General features: G+C 72.6%; 23 protein-coding genes. 11 read left to right on the top strand and 12 right to left on the bottom strand.

What is annotated here, in order from left to right:
- Positions 1-60: 60 nt before the first annotated feature.
- Positions 61-1,398 carry an MFS transporter gene (locus ACZ7DY_RS28685; protein ID WP_471140098.1) on the top strand — a complete coding sequence of 446 codons (1,338 nt, stop codon included), beginning with the start codon at positions 61-63 and terminating at the stop codon, positions 1,396-1,398.
- A gap of 73 nt (positions 1,399-1,471) precedes the next feature.
- A complete protein-coding gene (locus ACZ7DY_RS28680; RefSeq protein WP_471140097.1) occupies positions 1,472-2,734 on the top strand; it encodes a serine-threonine protein kinase in 1,263 nt (420 codons plus the stop codon).
- An 18-nt stretch (positions 2,735-2,752) separates the two neighbouring features.
- Here the strand turns inward: ACZ7DY_RS28680 and ACZ7DY_RS28675 are convergent, their stop codons facing one another.
- Positions 2,753-5,593 (bottom strand): penicillin acylase family protein, encoded by a 2,841-nt coding sequence (locus ACZ7DY_RS28675; protein ID WP_471140094.1) that lies wholly within the window; start codon positions 5,591-5,593, stop codon positions 2,753-2,755.
- Between the two features lie 290 nt (positions 5,594-5,883).
- On the opposite strand from ACZ7DY_RS28675, the gene ACZ7DY_RS28670 reads away from it, so the two are divergent.
- On the top strand, positions 5,884-6,498 hold the full coding sequence (locus ACZ7DY_RS28670; protein ID WP_471140093.1) for a hypothetical protein: 615 nt from the start codon (positions 5,884-5,886) through the stop codon (positions 6,496-6,498).
- Between the two features lie 43 nt (positions 6,499-6,541).
- Here ACZ7DY_RS28670 and ACZ7DY_RS28665 read toward each other — a convergent pair whose 3' ends face one another.
- Positions 6,542-7,060 carry a hypothetical protein gene (locus ACZ7DY_RS28665; protein ID WP_471140090.1) on the bottom strand — a complete coding sequence of 173 codons (519 nt, stop codon included), beginning with the start codon at positions 7,058-7,060 and terminating at the stop codon, positions 6,542-6,544.
- Between the two features lie 111 nt (positions 7,061-7,171).
- A complete protein-coding gene (gene soxR / locus ACZ7DY_RS28660) occupies positions 7,172-7,642 on the bottom strand; it encodes a redox-sensitive transcriptional activator SoxR (protein ID WP_471140088.1) in 471 nt (156 codons plus the stop codon).
- 107 nt (positions 7,643-7,749) lie between these two features.
- On the opposite strand from soxR, the gene ACZ7DY_RS28655 reads away from it, so the two are divergent.
- Complete coding sequence (locus ACZ7DY_RS28655) at positions 7,750-8,214, top strand: MaoC family dehydratase (RefSeq protein ID WP_471140086.1); 465 nt, start codon at positions 7,750-7,752, stop codon at positions 8,212-8,214.
- Here the strand turns inward: ACZ7DY_RS28655 and ACZ7DY_RS28650 are convergent.
- The 3 genes from ACZ7DY_RS28650 to ACZ7DY_RS28640 form a co-directional block, all read right to left on the bottom strand.
- Positions 8,205-8,843: a TetR/AcrR family transcriptional regulator gene (locus ACZ7DY_RS28650; protein ID WP_471140084.1), complete on the bottom strand. Its 639-nt coding sequence runs from the start codon at positions 8,841-8,843 to the stop codon at positions 8,205-8,207. The genes ACZ7DY_RS28655 and ACZ7DY_RS28650 overlap by 10 nt on opposite strands.
- Before the next feature lie 69 nt (positions 8,844-8,912).
- The gene (locus ACZ7DY_RS28645) at positions 8,913-9,200 is read right to left on the bottom strand and encodes a YiaA/YiaB family inner membrane protein (RefSeq protein WP_471140081.1); all 288 of its coding nucleotides are present in this window, start codon (positions 9,198-9,200) and stop codon (positions 8,913-8,915) included.
- Between the two features lie 104 nt (positions 9,201-9,304).
- Positions 9,305-10,456 carry an acyl-CoA dehydrogenase family protein gene (locus ACZ7DY_RS28640; RefSeq protein WP_471140079.1) on the bottom strand — a complete coding sequence of 384 codons (1,152 nt, stop codon included), beginning with the start codon at positions 10,454-10,456 and terminating at the stop codon, positions 9,305-9,307.
- A gap of 109 nt (positions 10,457-10,565) precedes the next feature.
- Between ACZ7DY_RS28640 and ACZ7DY_RS28635 the strand changes: the two genes are divergently transcribed.
- The gene (locus ACZ7DY_RS28635; RefSeq protein ID WP_471140076.1) at positions 10,566-11,213 is read left to right on the top strand and encodes a TetR/AcrR family transcriptional regulator; all 648 of its coding nucleotides are present in this window, start codon (positions 10,566-10,568) and stop codon (positions 11,211-11,213) included.
- Between the two features lie 148 nt (positions 11,214-11,361).
- Entirely contained in the window at positions 11,362-12,072 is a 711-nt protein-coding gene (locus ACZ7DY_RS28630) for an ArsR/SmtB family transcription factor (RefSeq protein WP_471140074.1), read from the top strand.
- 51 nt (positions 12,073-12,123) lie between these two features.
- Here ACZ7DY_RS28630 and ACZ7DY_RS28625 read toward each other — a convergent pair whose 3' ends face one another.
- On the bottom strand, positions 12,124-12,699 hold the full coding sequence (locus tag ACZ7DY_RS28625) for a TetR/AcrR family transcriptional regulator (RefSeq protein ID WP_471140072.1): 576 nt from the start codon (positions 12,697-12,699) through the stop codon (positions 12,124-12,126).
- A 127-nt stretch (positions 12,700-12,826) separates the two neighbouring features.
- On the opposite strand from ACZ7DY_RS28625, the gene ACZ7DY_RS28620 reads away from it, so the two are divergent.
- On the top strand, positions 12,827-13,831 hold the full coding sequence (locus ACZ7DY_RS28620) for a DMT family transporter (RefSeq protein WP_471140069.1): 1,005 nt from the start codon (positions 12,827-12,829) through the stop codon (positions 13,829-13,831).
- Positions 13,832-13,886: 55 nt separating this feature from the next.
- A complete protein-coding gene (locus ACZ7DY_RS28615) occupies positions 13,887-14,921 on the top strand; it encodes an urea transporter (protein WP_471140066.1) in 1,035 nt (344 codons plus the stop codon).
- Between the two features lie 347 nt (positions 14,922-15,268).
- Here the strand turns inward: ACZ7DY_RS28615 and ACZ7DY_RS28610 are convergent, their stop codons facing one another.
- Positions 15,269-16,348: a Zn-dependent alcohol dehydrogenase gene (locus ACZ7DY_RS28610; protein WP_471140879.1), complete on the bottom strand. Its 1,080-nt coding sequence runs from the start codon at positions 16,346-16,348 to the stop codon at positions 15,269-15,271.
- Between the two features lie 49 nt (positions 16,349-16,397).
- Positions 16,398-17,786, bottom strand: a complete 1,389-nt coding sequence (locus tag ACZ7DY_RS28605) for an aldehyde dehydrogenase family protein (RefSeq protein WP_471140063.1) — start codon at positions 17,784-17,786, stop codon at positions 16,398-16,400.
- Positions 17,787-17,974: 188 nt separating this feature from the next.
- On the opposite strand from ACZ7DY_RS28605, the gene ACZ7DY_RS28600 reads away from it, so the two are divergent.
- On the top strand, positions 17,975-18,805 hold the full coding sequence (locus ACZ7DY_RS28600; RefSeq protein ID WP_471140876.1) for an endonuclease/exonuclease/phosphatase family protein: 831 nt from the start codon (positions 17,975-17,977) through the stop codon (positions 18,803-18,805).
- 107 nt (positions 18,806-18,912) lie between these two features.
- Positions 18,913-19,950, top strand: coding sequence for a sulfotransferase (locus ACZ7DY_RS28595; protein WP_471140061.1), 1,038 nt, complete (start codon positions 18,913-18,915; stop codon positions 19,948-19,950).
- Between the two features lie 440 nt (positions 19,951-20,390).
- On the opposite strand, the gene ACZ7DY_RS28590 is transcribed toward ACZ7DY_RS28595, so the two are convergent.
- From ACZ7DY_RS28590 to ACZ7DY_RS28580, 3 genes are all read right to left on the bottom strand, one after another.
- Positions 20,391-21,644, bottom strand: coding sequence for an MFS transporter (locus ACZ7DY_RS28590; RefSeq protein WP_471140058.1), 1,254 nt, complete (start codon positions 21,642-21,644; stop codon positions 20,391-20,393).
- Positions 21,644-23,068 carry a CitMHS family transporter gene (locus ACZ7DY_RS28585; protein WP_471140056.1) on the bottom strand — a complete coding sequence of 475 codons (1,425 nt, stop codon included), beginning with the start codon at positions 23,066-23,068 and terminating at the stop codon, positions 21,644-21,646. Before ACZ7DY_RS28585 ends, ACZ7DY_RS28590 begins: the two co-directional genes overlap by 1 nt.
- Before the next feature lie 152 nt (positions 23,069-23,220).
- Positions 23,221-23,862: a TetR/AcrR family transcriptional regulator gene (locus ACZ7DY_RS28580; RefSeq protein WP_471140054.1), complete on the bottom strand. Its 642-nt coding sequence runs from the start codon at positions 23,860-23,862 to the stop codon at positions 23,221-23,223.
- A 101-nt stretch (positions 23,863-23,963) separates the two neighbouring features.
- Here ACZ7DY_RS28580 and hmgA point away from each other — a divergent pair, with 101 nt between their 5' ends.
- Complete coding sequence (gene hmgA / locus ACZ7DY_RS28575) at positions 23,964-25,328, top strand: homogentisate 1,2-dioxygenase (protein WP_471140052.1); 1,365 nt, start codon at positions 23,964-23,966, stop codon at positions 25,326-25,328.
- Positions 25,329-25,333 lie beyond the last annotated feature (5 nt).

Raw genomic sequence — 25,333 nt, 5'->3', positions numbered from 1 at the left:
ACCGAGACGGCCCGTCCCGGGTATTGACTGCCCCGTACATCCACCGTGAGAGTGCCGCTCGTGCACAGCGAAGCGACAGCAGCAGAGAACCAGCAGGTCCAGGACGCGGGCGCGGGTCCGGCCCCGGGTGCGGGCGCCGAGAGTCTGCGGAGAGTGGCCGTGGCCTCCTTCATCGGGACGGCCATCGAGTTCTACGACTTCTACATCTACGGCACGGCGGCCGCCCTCGTCCTGAACGAGGCGTTCTTCCCGACCCTCGAACCGGTCAACGCCACCCTCGCCTCCTTCTCCACGTACGCGGTGGCGTTCGCGGCCCGCCCCATCGGCTCGGTGATCTTCGGGCACTTCGGTGACCGGGTGGGACGCAAGTCCGTCCTGGTGGCCTCGCTGCTCCTGATGGGCCTCTCGACCGCGCTCGTCGGCCTCCTGCCCGGCTACGGCACCTGGGGGATCTGGGCGCCGCTGCTCCTCGTCCTGCTCCGCTTCCTGCAGGGCATCGGGCTCGGCGGCGAGTGGGGCGGGGCGGCGCTGCTCGCGGTGGAGCACGCGCCGCGCAAGAAGCGCGGCCTGTACGCGGCCTTCCCGCAACTCGGCCCGTCCGTCGGCTTCTTCGCGGCGACCGGCGTGTTCTGGCTGCTGTCGGCCGCGCTCTCCGACGAGGCGTTCCGCTCGTGGGGCTGGCGCGTGCCGTTCCTGCTCTCGTTCCTGCTGGTCGGCGTCGGCCTGTTCGTGCGGCTGCGGATCAGCGAGACCCCGGTCTTCGCGAAGGTCATGACGGCACAGGAGGCGAGCAAGGTGCCCGCGCTCGACGTGGTGCGCCGCCATCCGCGCGAACTGCTGCTCGGCGCGGGCGGAATGGTCGTCGCGTACGGCCTCTTCTACACCGCCACGACCTACTGCCTCTCCTACGCCACCGGCACCCTGCACATCTCCCGCAACACCATGCTCGGCCTCTCGCTGGTCGCCTGTCTCTTCCTCGCGGCCGGCACCTGGCTCGCCGCGACGCGCTCCGACGGCGCGGGGCGGCGCAGGCTGGTCCTCGCGGGCACCGCGCTGGCCGCCGTGTGGGGGCTCGTGCTCTTCCCGCTCCTGGACACCGAGCGGCCGGTGCTCGTCGCCGTCGCGATCGGCGGCGCGCTCTTCTGCATGGGTGTGGTCTACGGCCCGATGGGCGCCTATCTGCCCGAGCTGTTCGCCACGAACGTGCGCTACTCCGGCGCCTCGCTCGCGTACAACCTGGGCGGGGTGCTCGGCGGCGCGGTCTCGCCGCTGGTCGCGACCCGGCTCCAGTCCGCGTTCGGCTCCTCCTCGGTGGGCTGGTACGTGAGCGCGATGGCCGTCGTGTCGCTGCTCTGCGTCCTCGCGCTCCCGGAGACGCGGGAGCGCGACCTCGCCTGAACCGCTCCCCCCCGCCCGGCCAGGTGGTGCACGGCATCTGGCCAGGTGGCCCGGGGCGCAGGACACTCCGGGCGTGGAGCCCTACTGGGAATTGACCTTCGACGCCGACGGCGACGTCGACACCGCGCAGCGCGCGCAGCTGCTCTCCGGCGCGGAACGTGAACGCGTCACCGATCTGCTGGTCTTCGCGCACGGCTGGAACAACCAGCAGAAGGACGCCAGGAAGCTGTACCGGCGCTTCTTCACCCCCGCCCAGGATCTCTGCGGGGCGGGGGTCCGGCTGGGTTACGTCGGCGTGCTCTGGCCCGCGATCCGCTTCCCCGACGAGCCGATCCCCGACTTCGACCCCTCGGCCACGGTCCCGGGCGCTCCGCCGGGCGAGCCCGTGCTCGACCCGGCCACCCGGCAGGCGCTGGACCGCGCCTTCCCCGACCACGGCGCCACCCTGGACCGGATCGCCGAACTGCTCGCCGAGCGTTCGCGGGTGCCGTCCCGCATCTACGAGTTCGGCCGGCACGTGCGCGAGCTGGTCTCCCTGCGCGAGACGCATCCGGCCCGGCACTTCGGCCAGGACACCGGCGCGGGCGAGCCCGCCATGCTCACCGACGACGCCGTCCAGGTCTGCGAGATGTTCGCCGCCGCGCGGTCGGACACCGGGGAGCCCGCCCTCCTCGGCGAGCTGCGCGAACGGCTGTGGGACGGCGCCCACGAACTGCTGCGGCAGGGCACGTACTACGCGATGAAGCGGCGGGCGGGCGCGGTGGGCCAGCTGGGGCTCGGACCCGCGATCGGACTGCTCGCCGCCGATGTGCCGGGCATCAGGGTGCACCTCATCGGACACAGCTTCGGCGCCCGGCTCGTGGCGTACGCGCTGCGCGGGATGCCCGCGGACGTACGGGCGGTGAAGTCGGTGACGCTGCTCCAGGGCGCCTTCTCGCACTACACGTTCGCCGAGCGGCTCCCGCACGACAGGTTCCGCGGCGGCGCCCTGCACGGCATGCAGGACCGCATCGACGGCCCGCTCGTCTCCTGCTACTCGCACTTCGACGACGCGCTGGGCAAGCTCTACCCGCTCGCCTCGAAGCTGGCCGGTGACTCGTCGAGCTTCCTCGATTTGTGGGAGCGCTGGGGAGCCATCGGCTACAACGGCATCCGGGCCGTGGACGGCACCCGCCGCATCGAACTGGGCGAGAGGATACCGGCCAAGGGGTGCGTGAGCATCGACACGGCATCGGTGGTGCGGCGCGGCGGTCCGCCCTCCGGCGCGCACAGCGACATCTGCCACGAGGAGCTGGCGCGTGTCGTGTTCGCCGCAGGGCGGATCGCTCTGTACTGAGCCCCGTCCGGGCCGGAACTACGGGCGGTGCCGGGGGAATTCGACGACCTGCTGGTAGGTGGGGCGGTTCTGCCACTGGATCGGCTTGTGCGTGATGCCGCCCAGCGCCCGGTGGATGACGGAGTCCGCGCACCACTGGTCGCCCGCCTTGCACGCGTCGTCACCGGGGTAGACCTCGGTGGCGGGCTTCGCGACGGCGCGGGCCAGCGTGGTGAGCAGGGTGTCGCGGCAGGCGTCGAGCTTGCCCGCGCCGCAGTAGGTGTCGGCGAGCTCGCCCTTCACGGGCCGCCCGAGGACCTTGCGCAGGTCCTTGTCGGCATAGCCCCACCAGCCGTACTGGAAGGCCGAGCCGGCGTGCCCGCCGGTGGGGCCGTGGCCCGCGGACGGCGCCTCGTCGGTGGCCAGCTGGGCGGTGAGGGCCCCGTACAGGTCCTTGCCGAGGCCCGGTTCGAACGCGGCTTCGACGAGCAGCGGCCACCAGGCGTCCATGATGCGTACGGCGTCGGGGTGGGCGTATGTCCGGGAGCCCGCCGCCGTCTGGTTGCGCTGCGCGCCCGCCGCCCGCCAGGCCGCCAACTGCTCGATGGCCTTGGCCAGTTGCGGGTCGGTGACCGGCTTGCTGCGGAGCACGTCGAGGAGTTCGGGCAGCACCTGCTCGCCGCGCAGGTCGGTGACGGCCGCCTCCGACATGGCCCGGGTGAGTGAGGCCCGGGTGACGCCGCCCTGTTCGGTGAGCTTCTTGACGCGTCCGTCGAGCAGGTCGCCGCGGTGCACGGCGCTCATGCCGAAGCCCGCGGTACTGAACTCCTCGGCCTGCTTGTTGTTCCAGGAGATGTAGTAGTCCTGGTCGACGGAGTGCGGGTGCTCGGCGGGCGGGGTCTGCGCCGAGGTGTTGTCGGTGGGGTCGAAGTCCCGCCATTCGTGGGCCTGTTCCGCCTTGACCGGCAGGGCGGGGTCGATCCCGTCGGCGCGCACGGGGTTGGCGCCGCTGTTGTAGTACGCGATGTCGCGCGAGTCGGCGTAGAACCAGTTGAAGGCGTAGCTGATGTGCTGGGCGGCCTTCATGAACGTGTCGGCGTCCTTCACGTACGAGGGGTCGTTCAGCATCTGGAAGCCGATGATGGAGTCGGCCTCGTGGCGGTAGGTGGAGCGCAGCGAGACGTACGCGACGGGTCTGCCGTCGACGTTCGCGCGGTGCGTGACGATGCCGTACTTCGTGCGGAAGACCTGCATGCGGTAGGAGCCCGCGGCCGTGGAGTCGGCGAGCGTCGGCTTCCAGGCGTTCCTGCGCTCCAGTTTCTCCATGGGGGTGCAGGTGCCACGGTAGAGGTAACCGGCCGACTGCTTGGTGGGGGTGCCCCCGCCGGGCTCGCACAGCTCGACCGCGTAGGTGTCGGTGATGTCCTGGCCCGCGGAGGTGGCCGACCATGCGTAGTCCTGGCCGCGGCCGAGCTGGACGTACATGCCGACGCCCGCGAAGGAGACGCCGCGCGCGCTGATGCCGGGGCCCTGGAGTTCCTGCTGCATGAGCAGCTGGGGCGCGAAGTAGCCGGTCTGCGGGCCGAAGACGGCCACGGGGTGGCCGCTCGCGGTGTGCTCGCCGGAGACGAGCAGCGCGTTGGACATGCCCTTCTTGTGGCCGTCGGCCCGGAACAGGTCGGACGGCAGGACCCCCTTGTCGTACATGCCCTGCAGCGGCTTCAGCTTCTCCGGCGCCCGGACGGGGTCCTTGGCGCCGCTCTTCGCGCCGCCCTCGCGGTCGTACACGAGTGGCTCGCGCTCGACGGAGCCCGGGTCGGGCATGGCGGTGCCGCGGGCCTTCGCCGGCTTGCCCGCGTACGGGAAGCTCGTGCCGTCGTGGATGGTCAGCACGGCCTCGGGGTCGTTGCGGGCGCGGAAGGACTCCCACACCTTCGTGCCCTTCTCCACCCCGTACTTCTCCTGGGCCTTCAGCAGGGAGAGCGCCGATTCGACCTCTCCGCCGCCGCCGTTGCCGAAGAGTCCGCCGACCACCGAGGCGAGCGCGATCATGTCGGTGATTTTGAAGGGTTCGATCTCACCGGCGTTGGTGATCGCGTCGATCTTCCCGGTGAGGACGTACTCGCCGGGGAAGTAGCGGCCGTTCTTCGACTTCACGCGGTAGGCGTTGAGCCCGTCGACGTAGGCCTGCGCGTCCTCCATGGCCTGCCTGCCGCGCTCGCCCTGGGTCGATCTGATGTACTCGACCTGCTTCTCCAGGTCCTGCTCGGTGTACGGGGCCTGCGGCCAGAACTGCTGCTCCAGGCCCTGGTTGGCGAGTGCGCCGCCGGCGAACGAGGTCAGCTGCCCCCGGCCTATGTGCCGGAAGAGGTCGATGAGCCAGAGCCGGTCCTGGCCCGCGGCGAAGCCCGCGCCGAACTCGGTGCCGTACCGGGTGGTGCCCTTGATGTGCGGGATGCCGTACTTCTTGTCCCGGGTGATCGTCACGTCGTCGCGCGGCCGGGTCACCGAGGCGGTCTGCCCGTCGGGCACCCCGAACGAGGCGTCATTGAAGAACTCGGTGAGACGGTCGTCGGTGAGCGAGCCGTAGCCGGAGGAGAGCGCGTCGTAGGGGCCCAACTGGTCGTCCGCGTGGGCCGGTCGGGTGCCGAGCAGCCGGTGGGCGAGGATCTCGGCGAGCGTCGCGTTGCCGTTCGCGCCCGGCGGCAGGATGTCCGCGCACCGGCCCTCGCAATAGTCGTCCGCCGCGGCGGACCGCCCTTGCGGCGCCGGGCCGTCGGGCGCGGCCGCGGCCCCCGGCAGCGGCGCCAGGAGGGCGGCGCCGAGGGCGAGGGCCGCCCCCGCCGTGAGTGTTCTGAGTCTGACGTTGCGTCGTCGCATGGCTGCTCCTCCGGGTTCCGCGGAAGGCCGATGCGGCGGAGGCTACTGGCGGGTCGGCCAACCCGAAAGATGAACATGCGTCGCCTTTTCCGAATCACCACAACGCGCCCCCGTTGTGCGGGCATCACCCCAGCTCGCCCGGGCAGGCGAAAGAGGGTCGCGCGATGAGGGAGCCGAATCGCGTGTCGATACGTCTACTCGGCGACGTCGTTTCGGCTCCCGACATCGACGCCGGCGAAAACGGAACACGGGGACCCGTACGGAAGTGCGTGTGACGGAGGTGCAGGGCGATGGCCGGATTCCGGAGTCTCGCGAGACAGGTGCGTGATCCGCAGAGCGATCTGGCGCTGCGGCGCTACTCGCTGCGCAAGTGCCTGGAGAGGTTCGCCCCCTATGGCCACCGGGCCACCTGGGACCACCTGTGCTCCCGGGCCGGTTTCGGGCCGGAGGACAGGTCGCCCGACCCGGCGCGGCTGGTGGCGGCGTTGAACGAGCTGGAGGCGGCGCGGGCGGTCTGGCTCGCCTATGAGGCGGGGTTCGCCGAGCGCCGCCGCAAGGAGAAGCACGACGGGCTCAGGCGCCCCGGCAGCTTCGACGACTGGCACCGCTGCACCTGGGGAGGGTTCGGCATCGCCTGGTGCGACGACCCGGACATCCACCCGCACGCCCCTCTCGGCGACGTGCTGCGCCGGCTGATCGCGGCGCTGGAGAGGGAGCCGGGCGCGGCCTGCCCCGTCTGTGCGGACACCGACCTCGTCTGGCGGCACGGGCTCGCGCACGAGCCGTCGTCGGGGGCGGTCTGCACGGGCTGCGGCATCGTCGTGCCCGCACCCGTCCTCACCCCGGACGCGGTGGCGCGGGCACAGGCGCGGGCCAGGCGGCCGCGCCCCCTCGTCACCGTATGAGGTACGGGTGAGGTGTGGGTGAGGCGGGTGAAGTGCGGTCCGCTCAGGGCGCCTTGACGTCCGTGTGTATGGCCAGCTTGAACTGGGCGTGTATCAGCGGCGTGGGGCGCTTCACGTCCCCCGCGCCGCGTGCCGAGATCTTCAGGCCGAGCGGCGTGCCCGGGTGGACGAACATCTGCCAGAGGTAGGTCCTGTACTGCCCTCCTCCGGTCGGCGTGGAGTCGGTGGTCGCCGTCGAGTCGTATCCGCTCGTCAGGTTCAGCGGGTCCCTGACGTACCGCGCGCGGAACTCCGTCGCCCTGGCGTCCGGCTGCCAGAAGACCATGGCCGAGAGCAGCCCCCAGCCCTCGTGGCTCGGCCAGATCAGTCCCGACCGGGCGTCGGGGAACTTCGAGGGGTGCGTGCCGCCCTTGGCGGGGTCGTGCATGTGCCACGCGTCGTACGACTCCTCGTCCGCGCCGTACGGGAAACGCACCAGGTGGTAGCCGTCACTGTCGTACTTGACGGTCTGCCGTCCGTGCCGTGCGGCGTCCCACAGCAGTGAGCAGATGACGACGGACATCGGCCTCTCCCCCGATCGGCTTCGACGTGCTCCGTGTACGTACTCGGCTACCGAACACGTTGATGCGTCGACCGCGGCCGCCGCTAGACGCGGGGCGGGGAATTTCCGGCCCTACCTCCGGCCCGGACGGCGCTCCACCATCAGCCGGGAGCCGCTGTGCCGCTCGCCGAAGACGTCGTCGGGGTTGGAGAGCACGCAGGTGTCCAGGGAGAGACAGCCGCAGCCGATGCAGTCCGTCAGATGGTCGCGCAGCCGGCCGAGCTGCTTGATGCGCTCGTCCAGTTCCGCGCGCCACCCCTCCGAGAGGCGCGCCCAGTCCTCGCGGGTGGGCGTGCGCTCCTCGGGCAGCGAGTCGAGGGCCTCCCGGATCGTGGCGAGCGGGATGCCGACGCGCTGCGAGGCGCGGATGAAGGCGACGCGGCGCAGCGTGTCCCGGTGGTAGCGGCGCTGGTTGCCCGAGGTGCGGCGGCTGTCGATGAGGCCCTTGGACTCGTAGAAGTGCAGGGCGGACACGGCGACACCGCTGCGGTCGGCGAGCTGGCCGACCGTGAGTTCATGGACCTTTTCCGGGATCTGGGGCACCCGGCAAACCCTACTGGCTGGTCCGTTGACACGCGTCGGCCCACCCCGCATGCTGAGCAAGCGCTTAGTCTGCGTACGTTTCCGATACGTCTAGGAGGCCAGGGACCATGGCGGAGCCGAGGATCTTCACGTCGCCCGAGGAGCTGCGCGCCGGAGTCGGCGAGCAGCTCGGGTACAGCGACTGGCTGGAGATCGACCAGAAGCGGATCGACCTCTTCGCCGAGGCCACGGGCGATCACCAGTGGATCCACGTGGACGCGGAGAAGGCGGCGCAGGGCCCCTTCGGGACGACCATCGCCCACGGCTACCTGACGCTGTCGCTCCTGCCGAGCCTGGTCCCGCAGGTCATGGGCGTCCGGAACATGAAGATGGGCATCAACTACGGGACCGACAAGGTCCGTTTCCCCTCCCCCGTGCCGGTCGGCTCGCGGCTGCGCGCCACCGCCCTGCTCACCGACGTCACGCCGACGAAGGACGGCGGCGTCCAGGTGACGGCCAAGGTCACCGTGGAGCGCGAGGGCGCCGAGAAGCCCGCGTGCGTGGCGGAGTCGGTCTCGCGCTACTACTTCTGAGGCTCCGCGGGCCGCGCGCCCACCATCCGCAGCACGAGGTCGGCGTAGAGCGCGCCGACCTCGTCGGGCGTGCGGCGCCCCGCCGCGTTGAACCAGCGGGCCACGTCGATGCAGAGCGAGAGCACGGCGAGCGTGGTGCCCGGCACGTCGGGAACGTCGAACTCCCCTGCCCTGACCCCGTCGTTGATGATGTCCCGCACGGCCGCGTCCGTCTTGCGGCGCAGCGCGACGATCTCCGTGCGGTGCTCCTCGCCGAGCGCGTCCAGCTCGTACTGGACGACGCGCGCAGTCGTGTGGTGCGCCGCGTGCCACCCGACGAAGGAGCGCACGGCCGCCGTGAGCCGGTCGGCCGCGCCGCCCGGGCCTTCCGCGGCGGTGCGCAGGATGGCCAGCGCCTTGTCGTGGCCGATCCTGCTGATGCGGTGGAGCAGCTCTTCCTTGGTCTTGTAGTGGATGTAGAGCGCGGCGGGGCTCATGCCGGCGCGGCCCGCGATGTCGCGGGTCGTCGTCGCGTGGTAGCCGCGTTCGGCGAAGGCCTCGACGGCGGCGACAAGCAGCCGCCTGGCCGCGTCGGGGCTCACCTCGCCCCACGGCTGCTCCTCGCCGCCGGTCTCCTCCGCCGCACTCATCGCCCACTCCTTCAGCCTTTCGGGAGGGACACCATACCTCTGACGGTGAGCAAGCGCTTAGGGCGTCGGTCAGGACGGGCGGAACGGGTCGTGTTCGACGAGCAGCTTGTCGACGCGGGCCTGGTCGACCCGGCTGACGATCTGCACCACCTCCTGCCGGTCCCTGATCACCTTGGCCAGCGTGAACGCGGAGGTCGTCAGGTAGAGCACGGCGATGGCGAGGAACCCGCGCACCCAGGCGGAGGCGTCCAGGTAGCCGATGCCGATGGCGACGGCCCCGATGGAGACGGCGAAGGAGGCCACGGCCTGGCCGTAGAAGGCGTTGGTGGTCTGCTGCTTGATGGGCGGCTCAGTCATGTACGCAGCATCCGCGAAGACCGGCGGGCGCCACATCCGTCGGGGTACTCAGGTGCGTACTCAGCGGGCCGTACTCAGCGGCGGGTGGCGGGCGGCGGGTGCGCTCAGAAGGCCGAGACGCCGGTGAGGGCGCGGCCTATGACGAGCTTCTGGATCTGGCTCGTGCCCTCGTAGAGGGTCATCACGCGGGCGTCGCGCAGCAGCTTGCCCGCCGGGTACTCGTCGATGTAGCCGTAGCCGCCGAAGACCTGGAGGGCGTTGTTGGCGGCGCGCACGGCGGCCTCCGAGGCGAACAGCTTGGCCTTGGAGGACTCCGTGGCGAAGGGCTGCCCCCGGTCGATGAGGTCGGCGACCCGCCAGGTCAGCAGGCGCGCGGCGTCGACGTCGACCGCGATGTCGCTGAGCAGCTCCTGCACCAGCTGGTGGTGGGCGATGCTCTTCCCGAACTGCTCGCGCTCGCCCGCGTACCGCACGGCGGCGTCGAGCGCCGCCTGCGCGATGCCCACGCATCCGGCCGCCACCGACATGCGCCCCTTGGCGAGAGCCGACATGGCGACGGAGAAGCCCTTGCCCTCGGGCGCCAGCATGGCCGAAGCGGGGACGCGGACGTCCTGAAGGACGAGTTCGGCGGTGGCCTGGCCGCGCAGGCCGAGCTTGCCGTGCAGGGTGCGGCGGGTCAGGCCGGGGGTGTCGGCGGGGACCAGGAAGGCCGAGACGCCCTTGTGGCCCGGCGCGTCACCGGTGCGGGCGAAGAGCAGCACGACATCGGCCCAGGTGCCGTTCGTGATGAACATCTTGGTGCCGTTGATCACGTACGAGTCGCCGTCGCGCACGGCCCGTGTCGTGAGGCTGCCCGCGTCGGATCCGGTGCCCGGCTCGGTGAGCCCGAAGCACCCCACGTACTCGCCGGAGGTGAGCCCGGGCAGCCACCGCCTCTTCTGCTCCTCGTCGCCCCAGTGCGCGATGGTCTTGGCGACCAGGCCGAGCGAGACCGAGACGATGCCGCGCACCGAGGAGTCCCCGCGGCCGAGCTCCTCGGTCACCAGGCAGTACGCGAGGTGGTCGCCGCCCGAGCCGCCGTACTCCTCGTCGATGGTGAGCCCGAGGAAACCGACGTCGCCGAGCTTCTTCACGATGCCCCGGTCGACGCTCTCGGCGCGGTCCCACTCCACGACATGCGGAGTGATCTCGCGCGCCACGAACTCCTCGGCCAGCCGACGGACCGCGGCCTGCTCGTCGCTGAGCTCCAGGTTCATGGGGGCACCTCTCCACCTCGGGTCCCGCGTGGCGCGGCGGGTTACTTCAAGTTAGGTCGCATTTAAATTAGCACTGCTAGTTTGTTGCGGCAGCCCTACTATGTGCCGCATGGCCCGACCGCGCAAGCCCCTCCTCAGCCGAGAACGCATCGTCGACGCGGCCCGCGCCCTCGTGGACTCCGAGGGACTCGCGGCCGTCTCCACGCGCCGCCTCGCCGCCGAGCTCGGGGTCAGCGGGCCCTCCCTGTACAACCACTTCCGCACCAAGGACCAGATCCTGGAGGCGGTCGCGGACTCGGTGAGCGCCCAGGTCGACCTGTCGATGTTCGACGCCGACGACGGGCGCGACTGGCGCACGGCGCTGCACGACTGGGCGGTCTCCTACCGGGCCGCCCTCACCCTGCACCCGAACATCGTCCCGGTGCTCGCGCGCGGCCCGGGGCGCCGCCCCGCCGGACTCCGGCTCGCCGACGCGGTGTTCGGGGCGATGGTCGACGCCGGCTGGCCCGCCGCGCAGGCGACCTCGATCGGCGCGCTGATGCGGTACTTCATCATGGGCTCCGCGCTCGGCTCGTTCGCCGGGGGCTTCGTGGACGACGAGACCGCGTACGACCCGGCCGACTACCCGCACCTGGGCCAGGCCCACCTGCTCGCCGAGCGGCAGCAGGTCATCGACGAACGGGCCTTCGAGGCGGGCCTGCGGGCACTCCTTGACGGGCTGGCGCTGGAGTACGAGGGGCTTGCGGCACGCGCCTGACGGCAGCCTCGCCGCCTTCGGTGCCGGTCGCGTGCACACTTCGGGGTCGGCCACGCGCACACTTCAGGGTCCGTCACCCGCACACTTCAGGGTCCGTCACGCGCACGCTTCGGTGCCGACCGAAGGGTCCCTGCCCCATCCTGAGGGCATGACGCCGGGCCACCGAAAGAACACCAACGCCCCCGCCCTCGCCTCCCTCGCCGCGCTGTTCGCGGACGAGACGAGGGCTGCCTGCCTGCTCGCGCTGCTCGACGGGCGGGCCTGGACCGCCGGAGAGCTGGCCAGGCACGCCGGTGTCGCGGCGTCGACGGCCAGTGAACACCTGGGGCGGCTGGTCGCGGGCGGCCTGCTCGCCGAGCACCGGCAGGGCAGGCACCGCTACGTGCGGCTCGCCGACGAGCGCGTCGCCCAGCTCGTCGAGGACCTCGCCGCCCACGCGACCCCCGGCGAACGGGTGCCGCCCCGCACGCTGCGCGAGGCGGGCGCCGCCGGCGCGATGGCCCGCGGCCGCACCTGCTACGACCACCTGGCCGGACGGCTCGGGATCGCCGTCACCGGGGCGATGACGGAGCGGGGGCTGCTGCGGCAGGACACCGGGTTCGCCCTCACCGACCAAGGCGTGGAGTGGTTCGGGGAGTTGGGCATCGAGCTGGTGCGGACCGGCCGGCGGCCGCTGGCCCGCTCCTGCCTGGACTGGACGGAGCGCAAGCCCCACCTCGCCGGGGTCGCCGGGGCGGCGCTCTGCGACCACGCACTGACCGCGGGCTGGTGCGAGCGGATCGGTTCGGAGCGCGCCGTGCGGGTGACACCGGCCGGCGCGCGGGCCTTCACCGCCCACCTCGGCATCGACGGCCTCTAGCCGGGCCGGCGGACACGGGACGGCGGGTCAGCCGGTCAGCCGGTCAGCCGGTCAGCCCGCGACGATGCGCTCCACCGCCGCCGCGACGAGTTCGTCGCGCTCGGCCTCGGAGAGGACATCCGGCAGCGTGAGCTGTTCGACGATGAGCCAATTGAACGCCAGATAGAGGAGCTTGACCGCCATCGCGTCACCCGGCAGCCCGGACGCCGCGTGGTACGAGAGGTTGGCGTCGAGGTCGGACCGGACGCGCTCGGTGAGGACGGCCCGCAGCTCCGGCCGCCGGGTCGCCTCCAGGCGGAGTTCGAGCAGGGCCAGATAACCCGTGCGGAAGCCGCTGACGCGGCCGACGACCTCGCGCATCAGCTCCGCGTAGGTCTCCTTGTCGGGCGCCGCAGTCCGCTGCCGCTCGATGACCTCCGCGTCGGGGGTGAGCCGTTCGTAGACGCGGGCGCCCGCCTGGGTCAGCAGGTCGTCGCGGTTGCTGTAGTAGTTGGAGGCGGTGCCGGTGGGGACCGCCGCCTCGGTGTCCACGGCCCGGAAGGTGAGCCCCCGGGCGCCCTCCCTGGCCAGCACCTCGATGGCGGCGTCGACCAAGGCCGCCCGCCGGCCGTCGTTCCTGCGCACCATGGCCACCACTCCATTCGAAGTACTACGTATCGACCACTACAGTGAGAGTACTACAGGCAGCCGGAACCAGATGGTCGAGCCCGATAATTCGCTGAACGCCGAAGCGTCCACGCCATAACCTCGGCCCATGCCTGCCTCCCGCCCCGCGCACGCGCCACTTCCGGCCACTTCCCCGCGCCCCGCACCAGCCACCCCCGCCCCGCCCGCCTCCCGACTGACCGCCCGCCGCCCCGAGCTGCTCGCAGCGGCCGCCGCCGCGTTCACGGTCGTCCTGTGGGCCTCCGCCTTCGTCTCCATACGCAGCGCCGGAGCCGCCTACTCCCCCGGCGCGCTCGCGCTCGGGCGGCTCCTGGCCGGGGCGGTGACGCTCGGCGCCGTCTGGGCGGTGCGCAGGGAGGGGCTGCCGCCGCGCGCCGCCTGGCCGGGCATCGCCGTGTCCGGGCTGCTGTGGTTCGGGGTGTACATGGTCGTCCTCAACTGGGGCGAGCAGCAGGTCGACGCGGGCACCGCGGCCCTGCTGGTGAACATCGGACCGATCCTCGTGGCCCTGCTCGGCTCGCGGCTGCTCGGCGACCCGCTGCCGCCCCGGCTCCTCGCGGGCATGGCGGTCTCGTTCGCGGGCGCCGTCGCCGTCGGCTTCTCGATGTCCGGCGAGGGGAAGGCGTCCCTGCTCGGCGTGGCGCTCTGCCTGATCGCGGCCGTCGGGTACGCGGCCGGGGTCGTCGCCCAGAAGCCGGCGCTCGGCAGCGCGAGCGCGCTGCAGGTCACCACCTTCGGCTGCCTGGTGGGCGCCGTCCTGTGCCTGCCGTTCACGGGGCAGCTGGTGACCGACCTGCGGCAGGCGCCGGCCTCGGCGACCCTCAACATGGTCTACCTGGGCATCTTCCCGACCGCTCTCGCCTTCACCACCTGGGCGTACGCGCTGGCCCGCACGACGGCGAGCCGCATGGGCGCGACGACGTACGCCGTGCCCGCGCTCGTCGTCCTGATGTCGTGGCTGGCCCTGGACGAGGTGCCGGGGGTGGTCACCCTCGGCGGTGGCGCGCTCTGCCTCGCGGGGGTCGCGGTGGCGCGATCCCGCCCCCGCACCCGGGCCACGGACGCACCGGAAGCCACCCCTCCGGCAACTTAGATGTACTCTGCACCCGTTCTGCCGGACGGAACAGGGACCTGACCCGGGAGTGGCCGTGGGGCATGCGACGGATGCGGTGGACGCCGGTGGCCCGGCCGGCGACGGAGGCCGGGCGGTCGCGCCGCCCCGCGCCCGCGCCTTCGCCGCGCAAGTGCTGCGCGGCCACGGGCAGGTCACCTTCCTGCCGAACGCGGCCACCGGCGCCCTCTTCTGCCTGGCGCTCTTCGCCGCGGGGTGGCGGTACGGGCTCTACGGGCTTGCGGGCACCGCGGTCGGCACGGCCACGGCCCGCCTCCTCGGCGCCGACCGCGACCGCGTCTCGACCGGCCTCGAAGGCTTCAACGCCTGCCTGACGGCGCTCGGTTGCGCCGTCTTCCTCGGGCCGGGGCACGCCTCCACGGTGCTGGTCGCGGTGGCCTGCTCCGCGGTCGTCACCGTCGTCACCGCGGCCGTGGTCCGGTTCCTCGGCACCTGGGGCCTGCCCTCGCTCACCCTGCCGTTCTGCCTGGTCGCCTCCGCGGCCACGATCGGGGCGCCGGGATTCCGGCGGATCTGGCACCACGGCGACGCCCCGGCCACGCCGAGCCACCCCGCGACCGGCGCCACGGCGCTCCGCCCCGCCGATCTGGTCCACGGGTTCTTCGCGGGCTTCGGCCAGATCTTCTTCATGCCGCAGTGGTACGTCGGGGCCCTGATCCTCGCCGGTCTGCTGGTCGCGGGCGTGCGCACGGCGGCGGTGGCGTCCCTCGGCAGCGTCGTCGGCGGCGCCACGGCGTGGGCGCTGGGGGCGCCCGCCGCGCAGATCGCGGACGGCACCTCGGGGTACAACGCCGCCCTCGTCGCCCTCGCCCTGTGCGGCGTCTTCCTGCCCGCGCGGGCGGCGACCCTCGCGTACGCGCTGATGGGCGCCGCCGTGGCGACGGCGCTCGGTCCTGCGGTGGCGGCGTTCTCCGCACCGGCCGGCGGCCACGCCTTCACGTGGCCCTTCGTGCTGACCACGCTCGTGTTCCTGGCGGGCGCCAACTCCTTTGCCCTGCTTGCCGGTTCGGGCGAGCGGCGGCCGGAGCGGGGCGATGCCGTGGCGCCATGAGCATCGCCTTCGGCGCCCTGGCCGCCGCCGTGCTCGGCGGAGCCGGGGGGGGCAGTTGGGGACCCATGCCGCCACCGCTCTCTGGGAACGGCTCCGCGAGCGGTTCTCGCGGGACCCCGCCGTGGTGGCGGTGCTCGACGGTCGGGACGCGGCCGACCCCGATGCGGTGCGCCGGCTGGGCGGGGCGCTGCGTGAGCTGGCCGCCGCCGACGCCGGGTTCCGCCGCGAACTGGAGTCCCTCGCGCTCCGGTTGGGTCCGTCGGCGCCGGTGTTCAACGCGACGCGCGAGCCGAGCCCCGGACGCGCGGCACGGAACAGCTCCTCCTGCGGGAGTTCCACCACTGGGCTCAGAACACCACGAGCGCCCGGCCCCCCTTGCCCGCGATCATGTTGTCGAAGGCTGCCGGGATGTCGTCGAGGCCGATCCGGTCGGTCACCAGGGCGCCCAGGTCGAGCCGGCCGGCGCGGACGTGTCCGGCCAGGACGGGGAGGTCCACCGCGGGGTCGCAGTTGCCGTACACGCAGCCGGAGAGCGTCCTGCCCCAGTGGAAGAGCTCCAGGGCGTTGAAGGTCACCTGCTGGTCCTTGCCGCCGATGCCGACCACCGTGGTGCGCCCGCCCCGCCGCGTCGACTCCCACGCCGTGCGGATCGTCACCGCGCGGCCCACGCACTCCACTGCCACGTCGACGCCCCGGCCGCCGGTGAGACCGCGGATGGCCTTGGCCGTCTTCTCCGAGGCCACCACGTAGTCGGTGGCTCCGGCCGAGCGGGCCAGCTCCTCCTTCTCGGGGGAGACGTCGACCGCGACGATCCGCCCGGCGCCCGCGATCCGCGCCGCCTGCAGTGTCGCGAGACCCACCCCGCCGGCGCCGAAGACCGCGACGCTCTCGCCCTCGCGGACCCGGGCCGAGTGGTGCACGGCGCCGTACCCGGTCAGGACGGCGCAGCCGAGCAGGGCCGCGTCGGTGAGCGGGACGCCGTCGGGTACGGGCAGGACGCAGTTGGCGGCGACCACCGTCTCCTCGGCGAACGCGGCGACGTTCAGGCCGGGGTGGAGGTCGCTGCCGTCCGCGCGCCTCGCGTAGACGTCCGCGGCGCCCACGAGCGCACTGTCGCAGAGCCAGACCTCGCCGATCGAGCAGGCGTGGCAACTGCCGCAGGAGGGCGCCCAGTTCAGGACGACGGCGTCACCGGCGGCGACGTGCGTGACGCCCTCGCCGACGGAGAGGACCGTGCCGGCGCCCTCGTGGCCGAGGACGGCGGGCACCGGCACCCGCATCGTGCCGTTGGACAGCGACAGGTCGGAGTGACAGACCCCGGCGGCGGCGAGGCGCACCCGGACCTGGCCGGGGCCAGGCTCCGGCAGGTCGATCTCGGCTATCTCCAGCGGGGAGCCGACGGCGGGGAGGATGGCGGCGCGGACCACGTTCACGTACTCCTTGGGAAGGTTGGCGGGTTCGGGGCGGCCGGGCGGGTCAGAACTGCAGCGACTTGGTCTGGAGGTACTCGCTCAGACCGTGTACGCCCAGCTCGCGGCCGACGCCCGACTGCTTGTAACCGCCGAAGGGAGCGAGGGGGTTGAAGCTGCCGCCGTTGATGTCGACCTGTCCGGTCTCCATGCGGCGGGCGAAGGCCACCGCCTCGGCCTCGTCGGCCGCCCACACCGCGCCGGCGAGCCCGTACACGGTGCCGTTGGCGATGCGCAGGGCGTCGTCCTCGTCCTCGTAGCGGATGACCGAGACCACCGGGCCGAAGATCTCCTCCTGGGCGATGGTCATGTCGGGGGTGACGTCGGCGAAGACGGTCGGCCGGACGAAGTAGCCCTTGTCCTCGGGGGCTTCGGGGCCGCCCGCCACGATCCGGGCGCCCTCCTCGACGCCCTTCTCGATGTAGCCGCGCACGCGCGCCTGCTGCTTGGCGTTGACGACGGGGCCGATGCGCGGGCCGTACTTGGCGGCGGCGGCCGCGGCGAGCTCCACGGCCTCGTCGTAGCGGTCGGTGTGGACCAGCATGCGGGTCCAGGCGCTGCACGTCTGGCCGGAGTTGGACATGACGTTGGCGACGCCGACGTTGACGGCCTTGGCGAGGTCGGCGGAGGGCAGGATGACGTTGGCGGACTTGCCGCCGAGTTCCAGGGCGACGCGTTTGACGGCCGCGCCCGCGGTGGCGCCGATCTGCCTGCCGACGGCGGTGGAGCCGGTGAACGAGACGAGGTCGACGCCCTCGTGCCCGGCGAGGGCCTGGCCCGCGACCGGGCCGAGGCCGGTGACCAGGTTGAACACACCGGCGGGGACGCCCGCCTCGTGCACCGCCTCGGCGAAGAGCTGGGCGGTGATCGGGGTGTCCTCGGCGGGCTTGAGGACGACCGTGCACCCCGCGGCGAGGGCGGGCGCGACCTTGTTGACGATCTGGTGGAGGGGGTAGTTCCAGGGCGTGATCGCGCCGACGACGCCGACCGGCTCCAGGTAGACGGTGGAGTTGCCGACCCGCTCCTCGAAGGGGTGGGTCGCGGCGAGTTCGGCGTACGAGCCGGCGACCAGGATCGGCACCCCGGCGTGCACGGCCTGCGAGAACGGCAGCGGGGCGCCCAGTTCGGCGGTGACGGTCCCGGCGATCTCGTCCTTGCGGGCGACGAGGCGGTCGCGGAGGGCGCCGATCAGGGCGGCGCGCTCGGCGGGCGGGGTCGCGGCCCAGCCGGGCAGGGCGGCGCGGGCGGCGCGGACCGCGGCGTCGATGTCCTCGGCGGTGCCCGCGGGGACCTCGCCGACGGGCTCTTCGTCGGCCGGGTTCAGGACCGTGATGGTGTCGGTGCCCGCGGCCGGTCGCCAGGCACCGTCGATGTACATCCCGTCGTGGGCCTTCATCGCACTCCTCCAGATTGTCGTCCGCGCTACAAACTAGCGCTGATAGTTTTCTGGCACCAGGGGCATCCGGCTGCCGCCCGCGCCGCCCCGTCCCATAACCTCGTGCATGCGGACGTCGGACGCCGGGGTGGAGCGCGATCGAGGAGGCGAGGGTGCTCGGTAGGGGCACACGATGGCTCACGGGCGCCATGACCCTGCTCTGTCTGGTGCTCCTCGGCCCGAGCGCGCCGGACGGTGTCGTCCTCGCCCGGTACCTGCCCCGGGAGGCCGCCGAGGACGTCGTGCCCGACCGGGTGATGACCTGGAACATCTGCAACCCCTGCGGCGGGAACAACATCGGCCGCGCGGCGGAGATCGCCACATACGCGCCCCAGGTCATCGGCCTGCAGGAAGCGTGCGTACGGGACGTCGAGCAGATCCGGGAGTACCTGGACCGCCTCTACGGGCTGACCTACCACGTCGAGTACGGCACGGTCCTGCGCAAGCGGAGCCGGTGCGGGGGCTGGCCCTGGCGGCCGGGCGGCTTCGGTCAGGCGATCCTCTCGGCGGCGCCGATGACGGACCGCGTGAACGTCGAGTACCCCGACGGCGGTTCCGAGGACCGCGGCTACCTGGCGGTCACCACCACCGTGGGCGGCCGGCGCGTACGGGTCTTCGACACCCACCTCGCCCAGCGCCGTCAGGAGGCGGTCCGGGCGGACCAGACCCGCGTGCTCGCCCGGGCCGTCGCCCGGCACGACCGCGCGATCGTCCTCGGCGACTTCAACGCCGTGCCGGACACCCCCGAACTCGCCCGGATGTGGGCCCTGGCGGCGGACGCCGCACAGGCCTGCCGGCCCGCGGGGACCCGTACGGGCACGGCCACGGGCGCCGGCACGGGCACCTGTGAGCCGACCACCGACTGGCAGAGCAAGTTCGACTACGTCTTCCTGCGCGGACTCGTCCCGCGCCGCCACGGCGTGCACCCCACCCCGTACTCCGACCACCACCTGCTGCACGCCGACGTGGACCCCGGCTGAAACACCGCGCGGGGAGCCTCCCGGGCACTCCCCCGCCCTCTGGTGCGCCCCGCCCGCCTGTGCTGGGGTGCACAGAGGCAGGAACACCCGCGACGCGCCCTCGGAGAGTGACCTTGCGCAGCCTGACCTTCGTCATCGGCACCGGCCGCAGCGGCTCCACCGCGCTGTCCCGCATCCTCAACACCCACCCCGACATCCTCAGTCTCAACGAGTACATGGCGTCCGTCGGCGACGCGGCCTTCCCCGAAGGACCGGTCCCGGGCGACCGGTTCTGGGAGGCCCTCCACCGGCCCACCCCGTACTTCGCGAGCATGATCCGCAGCGGCGTGCTGATGCCGGAGTTCCTCTACACCCGCCGCCCCGGGCGCCACACCGCGGAGACCGGCATCCCCGCCCTCTCCCTCATGGTCCTCCCCCACCTCACCGACGACCCCGACGGCCTGCTCGACGAGATCGGCGCGGTTGTCTCCGGCCGGCCCGAGACCACCGCCGCCGCACACCACGAAGCGCTCTTCGAGTGGCTCTGCGCACGGTTCGGCCGCACCGCCGTGGTGGAGCGCTCGGGGTACTCGACGGGCTGGGCGCCACGCCTGCGCGCCGCCTTCCCGTACGCGAGGTTCGTGCACCTCTTCCGCGACGGGCCGGACTGCGCCCTGTCCATGAGCCGGCATCCCGGGTACCGCGTGATCACCCTGATGCGTGAGATCAGGGAACGGACGGGGGTCGAGGACGTCGCCGACCTGACGTCCGAACAGGTCCGCGCCCTGCCGGCGGAGCTCGCGCCCCTGCTCGACGAGCGGTTCGACGCGGGCCTCGTGCTGGACCGGGACTTCCCCCTGCGGCGCTTCGCGGACCTCTGGTCCGAACTGGTCGTCCAGGGCACCCGCTTCCTCGACGGCCTGTCCGCCGGACAGGGCACCTCGCTCGCCTACGAGGACCTCATCGAGGCTCCCCGGCTGGAACTCTCCCGCCTCGCCGCGTTCATCGGGGTCGAGCCCGCACCGGAGTGGCTGGAGGGCGCGTGCAGCCAACTGGACGGCGGCCGCCGGGGCTCGGCGGAGAAAGAGCTGATGTCCGCCCAACTGGACGAACTGAGGGACGGCTGCACGGCGGGTGCCAGGGCGCTGCGGGCGGCGTCGCGGTGAGGTGACCGGATTCGTACGCGCGCCGAGGGGGGTGGGGAGCGGGCGGGGCAGTGCCACGGATGCCGCCGGGATGAGTACGCCGTGCACGTACGCGCCCACAGCGTCCTCGACGCCTTCAGCGCGCGGGTCCGCGTCCGGGCCCCGCGTCCAGGCTCCGTGACCGCCCCGCGGGGCGCCCGCCGTTCCGGGCGCGGGTCCGCGTCCGGGCCCCGCGCCCGGTCCTCGTGACCGTCCCCGCAGGGCGGCCGCGTTCAGGACCGCTCGGTGCCGCGTCCGGACCCCGTAACCGCCCCCGCAGGGCGGCCGCCCTTCAGGACCGCTCGGTGCCGCGCCCGGTCCTCGTGACCGCCCCCGCAGGGCCGCCGCCCTTCAGGACCGCTCGGTGCCGCGCCCGGGCCCCCGTCCGACCCCCGTGACCGTCCCCGCAGGAAGGCCGCCCTTCAGGACCTCTCGGTGACTCGTCCGTCCCGGTCGGTGGGCCGGGCGGTCCGGCCCCTTCCCGGGCCCGGGTCGTGCCCCGTGGGTCCGGGCAGCGGGCGCATGCCGAGGCCCGCCGCCGCCAGCAGCAGGCCGCCCAGCATCACGAACGGCGCGGCCGCCCCCGCCACCCCCGCGACGAGCCCCGCGGAGGCGGGGGCCGCGACCTGGCCGAGGCGGTTGCCGGTGAGCCGCAGTGCCAGTGCCGTCGAGCGGGCGCCGTCCGGCGCCGCCTGGACGACGGTCGTCATGGAGAGCGGCTGTCCCACCCCGAGGCAGAAGCCCAGCGCGGCGAGCATCAGGGCAAGTCCCCACACCGGGACGGGGAGCGCCATGCCCGCGCAGAGCACTCCGCCGAGCAGGCAGGTGCCGGTGAGCAGGACGGTCCTGCCGAGCCACCGGATCATCGGCGTCATCACCAGACGGCAGGCGATCGTGGCCGCGGCGCGCAGCGAGAGCAGCAGGCCGACCGTGGCCGGGGTGATGTCCCGGTGCTCGCCGACCACCGGCAGGTAGGCGGTGAGGATGTCCGTCGCGGAGAGCACGGCGAGGCTGATGAAGATGCCGGCGGGCACGCCCCGGGTGCGCAGGATGCCGAGGACCGGCACGCGTTCGGCCCGGCCCGGCGCGGGCGTGGGCCGCACCTGCTCGATGCGCCACAGCGAGGTGAGCGAGACGGCCGCGACGGCCGCGGCGACGAGGAGGGCGACCGTGCTGGTGCGGCCGGTGTCCGCGCCGATCAGGGCACCCGCCGCGATCGGTCCGATCAGCTGCCCCAGGGAGGCGCCGATGGTGAAGTGCCCGAAGTTGCGGTCCTGTTCGGCGGGGGCGGACTGCCGGGCGACGATCGACTGGGCGCCGATCACGAAGCAGAGGTGGCCGAGCCCCATCACCCCGCTCCAGGCGGCCATCGCGCCGAGCGAGCCCGCCGTGCCGCTCAGGGCGCAGCCGCCGGCGATCAGGACGACGCCGAGGGGCAGCAGGGGCGCGCACCGGCCGTGGTCCGTCCGGCGTCCGAGGGGTACGGCGGCGAAGAGGGGCAGCAGGGCGTAGACGCCGGCGATGACGCCGATGGCGCGTTCGTCGGCGCCCAGCGCGAGGGCCCGGTAGGAGACGGCGGGCCGCGCCATCGACACCTCCCCCTGCGCGAAGCCGAAGGCGATGACGAGGCGCAGCAGCCAGCCCCTGGTACCGGGCCCGGGTGACGCGGTCGGCATCAGATGATGCCGAAGAGGATTCCGGCGCCGAGCACCACGAGGGAGGTGAGCACGGCCCATTTGACGGTGAACCTGGTGTGGTCGCCGAACTCGACCTTGGCCATGCCGACGAGGACGTATACGGCGGGCACCAGCGGGCTCGACATGTGCAGGGCCTGTCCGGCGATGGAGGCGCGGGCGATCTCCAGGGTGGAGACGCCGTGCGCCTGGCCCGCCTCGGCGAGGACCGGCAGGACGCCGAAGTAGAAGCCGTCGTTGGACATGAAGTAGGTGAGCGGGATGGAGAGAAGTCCCGTCACCAGCCCCATGTGCGGGCCCATGCCGTCGGGGATGGCGTCGACGAGCCAGTCGGCCATGTGGTCGACCATGCCGGTGCCGGTGAGGACGCCGGTGAAGACGGCGGCGGCGAAGACCATGCCGGTGACGTTGAGGACGTTCTCCGCGTGGGCGGCGATGCGGGCCTTCTGGTCGGGCATCTGCGGGAAGTTGACGGTGAGGGCGAGCGCGGCGCCGAGCAGGAAGAGGACCGGGATCGGCAGCCACTCCATGATCATGGCGGTGAGCAGCAGGACGGTGAGGGCCGCGTTGAACCAGTAGAGCTTGGGGCGCAGCGTCGGGCGGTGCGGGTCGAGCGCCTGGAAGCCGTCGTCGTCGGCGTCTGCGGCATCTTCGGCGTCGGCGCCAGCCGCGTCGGCTCCCGGTCCGCCGGCGGTCCGCTTGCCGAGCGGGGTGCGGCCGTCGCCGCCGCCGGTGCCCACGAGGACGCTCTCGCCCGCCGTCTCCTTCTCCAGGACCTCGTCGAGGGAGAGCACGCCGAGCCGCTTGCGCTCGCGCAGACCGAGGGCGTACGAGAGGAGGAAGACGGCGACCAGGCCCACGGCGAGCGCCGGGATCATGGGGACGAAGATGTCGGCCGCGTCGACCTTCAGGGCGGTCGCGGCGCGGGCGGTCGGGCCGCCCCAGGGCAGCGTGTTCATGACGCCGTTGGCGGTGGCGGCGACGCCGGTCATCACGACGAGGCTCATCTTGAGGCGCTTGTACAGCGGGTACATCGCCGAGACCGTGATCATGAAGGTGGTCGAGCCGTCGCCGTCGAGCGAGACGATCGCGGCGAGGACCGCGGTGCCGACCACGATGCGCACCGGGTCCGCCTTGCAGAAGCGCAGGATGCCGCGGACGATCGGGTCGAAGAGGCCGACGTCGATCATGACGCCGAAGTACACGATGGCGAACATGAGCATGGCCGCCGTGGGCGCGAGATTGCCGACGCCGTCGAGGACGTACTCCCCGAGATGGGCTCCCTTTCCTACGAACACGCAGAAGAGCGCGGGGATCAGCACCAGCGCCGCGATCGGCGACATCTTCTTCATCATGATCAGCACCAGGAAGGTGGCGATCATGACGAATCCGAGGATTGTCAGCATGGGGGCTACCTAACGTTCACCATCGAACTCCCACCAGGTCTGGCGGTCCGGATGACGTTAGGACCCGCTCTCCGGCGTTAACAAGATGTTGACGCGCGAGCAATAAGCGCAAAACTCCTGGTCAACGGGGGCCTTCCGCAGGGGCGCCCGCCTCAGCCCGGCCGGTCGAGCCGCCGCGCCAGATAGGCGTGGAGCAGCACCCGGGCCTCCTCCACCAGCTCCGCGTCGCCGGACGGGCCGGCGCGGAACGCCAGCTGGAGGACCGCGTCGACCGCTTCGACGCCGACCAGCATCGTGCGGCGCAGCGTGGCGTCGAGGGGGTGGTCCAGGTGGCCCGCGAGCAGGGCGGCGACCCGTTCGGCGACCTGGAGGTTGGCGTCGGGCATCGCCTCGGGCGCGGAGGGGACGCCGAAGTCGACGAGGCCGAAGCCGGGCACCGTGCGCATCATCGTCAGGTACTCGTCGAAGGCGGCGTCGACGGCGCCGCGCCAGTCGCCGTGTTCGACGCCGGTGACGCGCTCGGCGACGCGCTGGGCGTACGCGTCGAGGTTGCGGTGGGCGAGGGCGTCGACGAGGGCCCGTTTGTTGCCGAAGAAGCGGTAGACCGAGCCGATCGGGACGCCCGCGCGCTGGGCCACCGCCCGGGTCGTGAGGCCTTCGTAGCCGACCTCGTCCAGGACGGCGGCGCAGGCGTCGAGGATCCGGGTCAGCCGCTCGGCGCTGCGCTCCTGCACGGGGAGACGGCGCATGGAGGCCGGTGGGCGCGGTTCTTCGGGCGGGTTCGGGTGGCGCATTCCGGGAGAGTAGAGCACCGCTCACATTCCTGGCTCCCCCTTGCGGAAGGAAAACCTGAATCCTACGGTGTCCCATAGGAATCATTGACGAGGGAGCGGTGATGATCGGGGACCACGCAGACCAGGCGGAGCCCACGGGCGCGGACCGTACGGGGGCGCACGACGCACGGAAGACGGCCGAGGGCCTGACCTACCTCTCCGGCTTCGGCAACGAACACAGCTCCGAGGCGGTGCCCGGCGCCCTGCCGCACGGCCGCAATTCCCCCCAGCGCGCGCCCCTGGGGCTCTACGCCGAGCAGCTGAGCGGCGCGGCCTTCACCGAGCCCCGCGCGCACAACCGGCGCTCGTGGCTGTACCGCATCCGCCCCTCGGCCGCGCACCCGCGGTTCACGCGCGTGGACAACGGCGCGCTCCGCACCGCCCCCTTCACCGAGTCGGTGCCCGACCCGAACCGGCTGCGCTGGAACCCTCTCCCGGAGCCCGCGCCCGGCACGGACTTCCTGGCGGGCCTGTGGACGCTCGGCGGCAACGGCGACGCGACGCAGCGCACCGGCATGGGCATTCACCTCTACCACGCCAACTCCTCCATGACGGAAAGGGTGTTCAGCGACGCCGACGGCGAGCTGCTGATCGTGCCCGAGCACGGCGGGCTGCTCCTGCGCACCGAGTTCGGGCTGCTGCGCGCCGAGCCCGGTGAGGTCGCGCTGATCCCGCGCGGCGTCCGCTTCCGCGTCGAGCTGCTCGACGCGAGTGCCCGGGGGTACGTCTGCGAGAACTACGGCGCGCCGTTCCGGCTCCCCGACCTCGGACCCATCGGCGCCAACGGCCTCGCCAACGCCCGGGACTTCAGGGCGCCGGTCGCCGCGTACGAGGACGTCGAGGGCCCGGTGGAGGTGGTGAACAAGTTCTGCGGCAACCTCTGGCGCGCGACGTACGACCACTCGCCGCTCGACGTGGTCGCCTGGCACGGCAACCACGTCCCGTACGTCTACGACCTGCACCGCTTCAACGTGATCGGCTCGATCAGCTACGACCACCCGGACCCGTCGATCTTCACCGTGCTCACCTCGCCGTCCGACACCCCGGGCCTCGCGGGTGTGGACTTCGTCGTCTTCGCGCCGCGCTGGCTGGTGGGCGAGGACACGTTCAGGCCGCCGTACTTCCACCGGAACGTGATGAGCGAGTACATGGGTCTGATCGAGGGCGCCTACGACGCGAAGGCGGAGGGCTTCGTGCCGGGCGGCGGCTCGCTGCACAACATGATGTCCGCGCACGGACCCGACCGCGAGACCTTCGAGAAGGCGTCGGCCGCCGAGCTGAAGCCGCAGAAGATCGACGACGGCCTCGCCTTCATGTTCGAGACGCGCTGGCCGGTGACGGCGACGGAGCAGGCGGCGACCGCGTCCCACCTGCAGCGCGGCTACGACGACGTATGGCAGGGTCTGGAGCGCCACTTCCGCGACTGACGCGA

Source organism: Streptomyces sp. NPDC037013 (assembly GCF_055607265.1).
The sequence above is the reverse complement of the archived record's forward strand: the minus strand, read 5'-3'. Positions and strand labels throughout refer to the sequence as shown.

Coding starts and splice junctions, on each gene's coding strand:
- ACZ7DY_RS28605 (WP_471140063.1), bottom strand. CDS start 17,786: ATGAAGGCCCACGACGGGATGTACATCGACGGTGCCTGGCGACCGGCC.
- ACZ7DY_RS28645 (WP_471140081.1), bottom strand. CDS start 9,200: ATGACTGAGCCGCCCATCAAGCAGCAGACCACCAACGCCTTCTACGGC.
- ACZ7DY_RS28655 (WP_471140086.1), top strand. CDS start 7,750: ATGGCGGAGCCGAGGATCTTCACGTCGCCCGAGGAGCTGCGCGCCGGA.
- ACZ7DY_RS28670 (WP_471140093.1), top strand. CDS start 5,884: ATGGCCGGATTCCGGAGTCTCGCGAGACAGGTGCGTGATCCGCAGAGC.
- ACZ7DY_RS28640 (WP_471140079.1), bottom strand. CDS start 10,456: ATGAACCTGGAGCTCAGCGACGAGCAGGCCGCGGTCCGTCGGCTGGCC.
- ACZ7DY_RS28600 (WP_471140876.1), top strand. CDS start 17,975: ATGACCCTGCTCTGTCTGGTGCTCCTCGGCCCGAGCGCGCCGGACGGT.
- ACZ7DY_RS28665 (WP_471140090.1), bottom strand. CDS start 7,060: ATGTCCGTCGTCATCTGCTCACTGCTGTGGGACGCCGCACGGCACGGA.
- ACZ7DY_RS28585 (WP_471140056.1), bottom strand. CDS start 23,068: ATGCTGACAATCCTCGGATTCGTCATGATCGCCACCTTCCTGGTGCTG.
- ACZ7DY_RS28635 (WP_471140076.1), top strand. CDS start 10,566: ATGGCCCGACCGCGCAAGCCCCTCCTCAGCCGAGAACGCATCGTCGAC.
- hmgA (WP_471140052.1), top strand. CDS start 23,964: ATGATCGGGGACCACGCAGACCAGGCGGAGCCCACGGGCGCGGACCGT.
- ACZ7DY_RS28580 (WP_471140054.1), bottom strand. CDS start 23,862: ATGCGCCACCCGAACCCGCCCGAAGAACCGCGCCCACCGGCCTCCATG.
- ACZ7DY_RS28675 (WP_471140094.1), bottom strand. CDS start 5,593: ATGCGACGACGCAACGTCAGACTCAGAACACTCACGGCGGGGGCGGCC.
- ACZ7DY_RS28590 (WP_471140058.1), bottom strand. CDS start 21,644: ATGCCGACCGCGTCACCCGGGCCCGGTACCAGGGGCTGGCTGCTGCGC.
- ACZ7DY_RS28650 (WP_471140084.1), bottom strand. CDS start 8,843: ATGAGTGCGGCGGAGGAGACCGGCGGCGAGGAGCAGCCGTGGGGCGAG.
- ACZ7DY_RS28630 (WP_471140074.1), top strand. CDS start 11,362: ATGACGCCGGGCCACCGAAAGAACACCAACGCCCCCGCCCTCGCCTCC.
- ACZ7DY_RS28620 (WP_471140069.1), top strand. CDS start 12,827: ATGCCTGCCTCCCGCCCCGCGCACGCGCCACTTCCGGCCACTTCCCCG.
- ACZ7DY_RS28625 (WP_471140072.1), bottom strand. CDS start 12,699: ATGGTGCGCAGGAACGACGGCCGGCGGGCGGCCTTGGTCGACGCCGCC.